At 72.6% G+C, this 6,357-nt stretch carries 6 protein-coding genes; 4 read left to right on the top strand and 2 right to left on the bottom strand.

Features of this window, described 5'->3' with window-relative positions:
• Positions 1–90: 90 nt before the first annotated feature.
• On the top strand, positions 91–573 hold the full coding sequence (gene rraA, locus JNW89_RS24000; RefSeq protein ID WP_238450597.1) for a ribonuclease E activity regulator RraA: 483 nt from the start codon (positions 91–93) through the stop codon (positions 571–573).
• Positions 574–582: 9 nt separating this feature from the next.
• Here rraA and JNW89_RS23995 read toward each other — a convergent pair whose 3' ends face one another.
• Entirely contained in the window at positions 583–1,392 is an 810-nt protein-coding gene (locus tag JNW89_RS23995; protein WP_238450596.1) for a hypothetical protein, read from the bottom strand.
• 74 nt (positions 1,393–1,466) lie between these two features.
• Here JNW89_RS23995 and JNW89_RS23990 point away from each other — a divergent pair, with 74 nt between their 5' ends.
• A complete protein-coding gene (locus JNW89_RS23990) occupies positions 1,467–2,411 on the top strand; it encodes a Ppx/GppA phosphatase family protein (RefSeq protein WP_238450595.1) in 945 nt (314 codons plus the stop codon).
• 76 nt (positions 2,412–2,487) lie between these two features.
• Complete coding sequence (locus tag JNW89_RS23985) at positions 2,488–3,294, top strand: sugar phosphate isomerase/epimerase (RefSeq protein WP_238450594.1); 807 nt, start codon at positions 2,488–2,490, stop codon at positions 3,292–3,294.
• Between the two features lie 184 nt (positions 3,295–3,478).
• Here JNW89_RS23985 and JNW89_RS23980 read toward each other — a convergent pair whose 3' ends face one another.
• Positions 3,479–6,112, bottom strand: a complete 2,634-nt coding sequence (locus tag JNW89_RS23980) for a glycosyl hydrolase (protein WP_238450593.1) — start codon at positions 6,110–6,112, stop codon at positions 3,479–3,481.
• Between the two features lie 24 nt (positions 6,113–6,136).
• Between JNW89_RS23980 and JNW89_RS23975 the strand changes: the two genes are divergently transcribed.
• Positions 6,137–6,357 (top strand): hypothetical protein (locus JNW89_RS23975; RefSeq protein WP_238450592.1); only part of this gene is annotated, 221 nt, incomplete at its 3' end.

Genomic DNA, 6,357 nt, shown 5'->3' with positions numbered 1-6,357 from the left:
GCCGGCCTGGCCGGCGCGGCCGTCGCCGCGACCGGACTGCACCAGGGCCCACCCCCCCGATCCGACACCCCGGCCAGAGAGGGAAGAACCATGCTGACTCCGACCGCCGACCTCTACGACCGGTACGGCGACGTGCTCGGCTCGTGCGACACCCAGCTCCGTCAGTTCGGCGCCGCCCGCGCCTTCGCCGGGCCGGCCGTCACGGTGCGCTGCTTCGAGGACAACGCCCTGCTCAAGTCGATCGTCGCCGAGCCGGGGGAGGGCCGGGTGCTGGTGGTGGACGGCGGCGGGTCGGTGCACACCGCCCTGATGGGCGACCTGATCGCCGGCACGGCGGCGGCGAACGGCTGGGCGGGGGTGGTGATCAACGGCGCGGTCCGGGACGTCACCGCGCTGGCCGCCCTGCCGATCGGCATCAAGGCGCTCGGCGTCAACCCGCGCAAGAGCGCGAAGGCGGGAGTCGGCGAGCGGGACGTGCCGGTGTCGTTCGGCAACTGCGTCTTCATGCCGGGAGCCGAGGTGCACAGCGACGACGACGGGGTGGTCGTCCTGCCGGCCGACGCGCGGACGTAGCTTCGGCGGTCAGCCCTCGCTGGCCGGGTGCGGGGCGACCTGGCCCTGGCGCAGCCGCGCCCCGCACAGCTCGGCCAGCTTCGCGTACGCGGGCGCGCCGATCAGCGCGGTCAGCTCCGGGCCGTACGAGACGTACATCGGGTCGGTGCCGACGTGCGCGTCGGTGGACGAGGTGCACCACCAGTCCAGGTCGTGCCCGCCCGCGCCCCAGCCCCGCCGGTCGAACTCGGTCAGCGTGGAGACCAGCACCTTGGTGTTGTCGGGTCGCTTGGTCCAGTCCTGCTCGCGGCGGATCGGTAGCTGCCAGCAGACGTCCGGCTTGTATTCCAGCGGGTGCACCCCGTCGCGCAGCGCCTGACCGTGCAGGGCGCAGCCGCCACCGCCGTGGAAGTCGGCGTCGTTGAGGAACACGCACGGCGCGTCGACGTCCCGGGTGGCGGTGCGCCGCGCCGGGTTCTTGCCGTCGATCGTGTCGTCCGCGGTCCAGTTCTTGACGCCCCGACGGAAGTGCTGCCAGGTCTGCGGGGTGAGTCGCTTGACCGCCGCCCGGACCCGCTTCTCGTCGTCGCCGTCGGTGAAGAACGCGCCGTGCGAGCAGCAGCCGTCGGTGGCCCGGCCGGCGATGATGCCGTGGCAGCCCTTGCCGAAGATGCACGTCCAGCGGGACAACAGCCAGGTCAGGTCGGCGCGGACGAGGTGCCGCTCGTCGGCCGGGTCGACGAACTCGATCCACTCGCGGGGGAAGTCCAGCTCCACCTCACGGCTGCGCGGGTCGCCCGGGTCGTCCACCAGTACGTGCAGTTCCACCTGGCTCGTCACCCGGACCAGCGTACGCGGGGTGACCGGGGCCGGCCGGCGAGCCGCGGAAACGTGTTGGCCCTAGGGTCGACAGCATGCGACTGGGTGTCCTCGACGTCGGTTCCAACACGGTGCACCTGCTGGTGGTCGACGCCCACCACGGCGCGCACCCCTGGCCGGCGCACTCGGAGAAGGTGGTGCTCCGGCTGGCCGAGCAGATCGGCCCGGACGGGGCGTTGACCGAGGAGGGCGCCGACGGACTGGTCAAGGCGGTCGGCATGGCCCGTACCGCCGCAGCCGGGCTGGCCGCCGACGACCTGCTCGCCTTCGCCACCTCCGCGGTGCGCGACGCCACCAACGCCGCCGAGGTGCTGGCCCGGGTCCGCGACGAGACCGGCGTACGGCTGGAGGTGCTCTCCGGCGCCGACGAGGCGCGGATGACCTTCCTGGCGGTGCGGCGGTGGTTCGGCTGGTCGGCGGGGCGGCTGCTGGTGATGGACATCGGCGGCGGCTCGCTGGAGCTGGCGGCCGGCATCGACGAGGACCCGGACGTCGCGGTCTCCCTGCCGCTGGGGGCCGGGCGGTTGAGCCGGGAGCGGCTGCGGGTGGACCCGGCCGGGCAGGCGCCGCCGTCCGCCGAGGCCGTGGAGGAGCTGCGGGAGTACGTCGACGGGCTGCTCGACCCGGTGGTGGAGAAGCTCGCCGGGGTGGGCTGGGAGCGCCCCGTCGCCACCTCCAAGACCTTCCGGATGCTGGCCCGGCTGGCCGGCGCCGCGCCGTCCGCGGCCGGGCTCTGGGCCCGGCGCAGCCTCACCCGCACCGGCCTGCAGCAGGTGCTCGGCTTCATCCGGCACATCCCGCCGGCCCAGCTCGCCGAGCTGGAGGGGGTCAGCACGGGTCGGGCCCACCAGCTGCTCGGCGGTGCGGTGGTGGCCGAGGCGGTGATGCGTCGCCTGGACGTACCGGCGCTGGACATCTGCCCGTGGGCGCTGCGTGAGGGCGTCATCCTCCGCCGGTTGGATCAGCTAGAGCCGATGTGATCCGCGTCGGTCGTTCTGCGCCATTTGACGCCGCTCGTCCTGAAGCGTGGCGACCGGTCGGGCTACCCTGAGGGGTGTGACTTCCCGCGTCCCCGTGCTCCTGTCCAGTTCCTCGGTCTTCCCTGAGCGGACCGCGGCGGCGTTCCAGCTTGCCGCGGCGCTCGGCTACGACGGCGTCGAGGTGATGGTCTGGACCGACGCCGTGAGCCAGGACGCCGGCGCGCTGCGCGGCCTCTCGGAGCACTACGGCGTGCCGGTCCTGTCGGTGCACGCGCCGTGCCTGCTGGTGACCCAGCGGGTGTGGAGCCCAGACCCCTGGGAGCGGCTGCGCCGCTCGGCCGAGCTGGCCGCCACCCTGGGCGCGCCGGTCGTGGTGGTGCACCCGCCGTTCACCTGGCAGCGGGACTACGCCCGCAACTTCGCCGAGGGGCTCGACGCGATCGCCGGCGAGTACCCGGACCTGCGCTTCCCGGTGGAGAACATGTACCCGGTGCGGATGGCCGGCCGGCAGTTCGTGCCGTACGTGCCGGGCTGGGACCCGACCGAGGCCGGGTACGCCTCGTACACCCTCGACCTGTCGCACTGCGCCGCCTCGCACACCGACTCGCTGGCGATGGCCGACCGGATGGGCGACCGGCTGGCCCACGTGCACCTCGGCGACGGCACCGGCGAGGGGCGCGACGAGCACCTGGTGCCCGGGCGGGGCAGCCAGCCCTGCGCGGAGCTGCTGCGCTCACTGGCCGGCCGGGGCTTCACCGGCTCGGTGGCCGTCGAGGTCACCACCCGGGGCGCGAAGAGCCGCGCCGACCGCGAGGCCGACCTCCGCGAGGCCCTAGCCTTCGCCCGCGCCCACCTCACCGCCCCCTCTCCGGTAGACGCCTGACCCACTCCCGGGGCCGCCGCTTTCCCCCGTTGATCATGAAGTTGTCGCCCGCCGCCTCGGCGTGTCGGGCAACAACTTCATGATCGACAGGTCCGGGGCGGGGGCGGGCGGTGCGGACCGACGACGCGGGCCCCGACCCGGGAGGGGACGGGGCCCGCGCGGTCCGGGCCGGACCGCCGGTGCCTCAGAGCTGGGCCAGGTTGAACGCCCAGATGCCACGGCCGTGGGTGGCCACGTAGACCGAGTTGTCGGTCGCGTTGTACTCCACGTCCATGCCGACGGTCAGCGGCAGGCCGGTGCCGAGCCGCTGCCAGCCCGTGGCGCCCGGCGCACGGTAGAAGGTGGCCAGGTCGGTGGCGAGTACGAGACCGCCGTTGGACAGCTCCTTGACCGAGCTGGCCGGCACGTCCGGCAGGTTCGCTGAGACGTCCTTCCAGGTCGCGCCCGCGTCGGTCGTCTCGTAGACGTGGCCGACGCCGGCGCCCGGGCCCTCGGTGAACCGCCGGGAGAACCCGTTGATGGCGAGGAAGGCGTGCGAGGCGTTCGTCGGGTCGACCCCGACGCCCTGCACGAACCGGTTCGGGAAGTCACCCGGCAGGGTGATCTGGTGCCAGCTCGCCGGGTCGGTCACCTTGCCGACCGCGACGCCGCGGGTGAACCCGGAGTTGTTGCACGGCCCGCACCAGCCGACGTAGGCCGTGCCGCCGGAGACGGCGACCGAGGTGGCCGTGTGCCCGGCGCCCAGATCGAAGGCGTTCGTCCAGCCCTTGCCGTCCTGGATCGCGTAGCCCTTGGTGTTGATCCAGACGTGCCGGCCGCCGGCGACCCAGACGTTGGCGTCGTGGTCGTCCGCCGCGAACGGCGCGATGAACCGGGCCAGTTCGTCGCCCGGCGACGAGGTGTACGGCTGGATGTCCCGCGAGGTCGAGGTCTCCGCCGTACCCGGGCCCGGGTTGGCGTTGCAGTTCTCGGTGACCCGCATGGCCAGGTTGGTGTACTCCTGCACCTGGCGGCAGCCGTTCGCCGGGTCGGCGAAGCCGTCACCGCCGTCACCACCGAAGTTGGAGCCCATCACGGTGTCGCCGGCGCGCAGCACCGAGACGCCGTTGTCCTGGAGACCACCGGACACCACGGTGCCGGCCTTGGCCGGGTCCTTGCCGACCGAGACCGAGTAGTACTGCAGGGCGTCGATGCTGCCGTCGTTGAGGCTCTGCCAGTCGGTCGCGTGCCCGTCCCGGTCGGTCCTGCCGTTGATCGGCCGGCGGTAGATGCCGCCGTCGTTGCCGACGTAGACGAAGCCGTTGCCCACGGCGACCGAGTGCTGGTCGGAGTGGGTGGTCTTGTTGCACTTGTTCTGCGCGTCGTAGATGTTCCAGCAGGAGAAACCGAAGTTCCAGTACGGCCCGACGGTCTTCCAGTTGGCGCCGGCGTCGGTCGACTCGTAGACCTCCTCCAGACCCGCCCAGACGTGGTTCGGGTTGGCCGGGTCGACCGTCAGGAACTGGTTGTACCAGGCCTGGATGCCCGGGCCGTAGCCCTTGCCGATGACGGTCTGCTTGAGCGCGGAGCCGGAGTTGCCCAGCTTCGCCGAGTCGGCGATCTTGCTCCACGGCCCGGCGGGCGAGCCGTTGTTGGAGACGTAGATGCCGTCGAGGTAGCTGTTGACGTTGCCGGCCGGCTTGTTCAGCAGCTTCGGCGACTGGTTGATCGCGTAGAGCTTGCCGCCGTCGGCGGAGAAGGCGAACGTCACGTACCCGATGTCGTCGGTCGGGATGGAGCCGGTCGGGTTGACCTTGGCCCAGCCGCCGGCGGTGTAGTCGGCGGTCTCGTAGAAGCCGTTGTAGGTGTCGCCCGACCGCCAGGCCGAGGCCACCACCACGTGCTTCGGGTTACGCGGGTCGTCGGCCACGTCGTTGACGATGTTCTTGTACGCCGCGTCGGCCGCGCCCGCGTCCGCTCCGCCCGGCAGGTAGCTCGGGTTCGGCGCCCACTCGAACTTCCACGCCCCGGAGGCGCTGGTCATCGAGTGCGAGTAGAGACCCCGGTTGGTGGCGGCCCAGACCTTGCCGTCGAAGAAGCGCAGCTTGTTGATGACCGAGCTCTCCAGCTCGGTGCCGCCGACCCGGTCGCTCGCGGTGAACTGGCCGGTCTTCGGGTTGGCGAGCCGGTAGACGCCCGCACCGACGTACGAGGTGGCGCCGGTGTTCGCCTCGCCGGTGGCGTACCAGAGCGAGCCGTCGGTGGCGAGCACCACGTCGCCGCTGGACAGGGTGGGCAGCTGGTCAGTGATCGGCGTCCAGCTCCCGCCGCCGATCGAGGACCGCCACACGCCACCGTCCGCGCCGGCCGCGTAGACGTAGCCGCTGTTGTCGGCGGCGAGGCCGGTGATCCGGCCGGTCTGCAGACCCGCGCCCCCGGAGGAGTTGGAGGCGTAGTCGCGGTAGCGGGGGTCGTCACCGTCGTACTTGATCTTTGTTACCTCGCGCCAGCTGCCCTTGGTGACCGGCAGGCTGCCCAGCTGGCTGAACGCGTTGGAGTAGGCGCCCGGGGCAACGATGCCGGGCGCGGAGCGGGCCTGGGCGAACTGCTCGGCGATGACCCGGGCCTCGAAGGCCTCCTCGCCGGCCTCCTCCGAGTTCTCCCCGGCCGCCATCTCGGCGAACTCCCGGGGGTGCCAGGGCAGGTTGGCGCCCGGCTCCTCGGCCAGACCGAGGATTTCCTGTACCTCGTGGTTGGTGGCGGCGACGCCGCCCAGCGCGGCGGTCAGCAGCACCGCGCCCGCGATTGTCACCGGCTTGCGCCAGCGGAACTTCGACATGCGAATCCTCCAGGATTCAAGGGAATGCCGGGCAGGGTGGCCCGGAAGAAGGAGGACGTGGCGGCGGGGGTCGACCCGCGCACGTCGTGGTGGATCGGGGAACCGGCCCACGTCCCGCGGCGGCGCGGGGTACGCCACGCCAACCGGGCCGCGTCAGGCGGGACCGGAAGGTGGGCCACCGGGCGGCGGCGGGGGGAGGGTCAGGCGGTGCGCGCCGGGGGGCGCCCTGCTGCCGGCGGCGCCCC

Source organism: Micromonospora sp. 4G55, assembly GCF_016803375.1.
The sequence above is the reverse complement of the archived record's forward strand: the minus strand, read 5'-3'. Positions and strand labels throughout refer to the sequence as shown.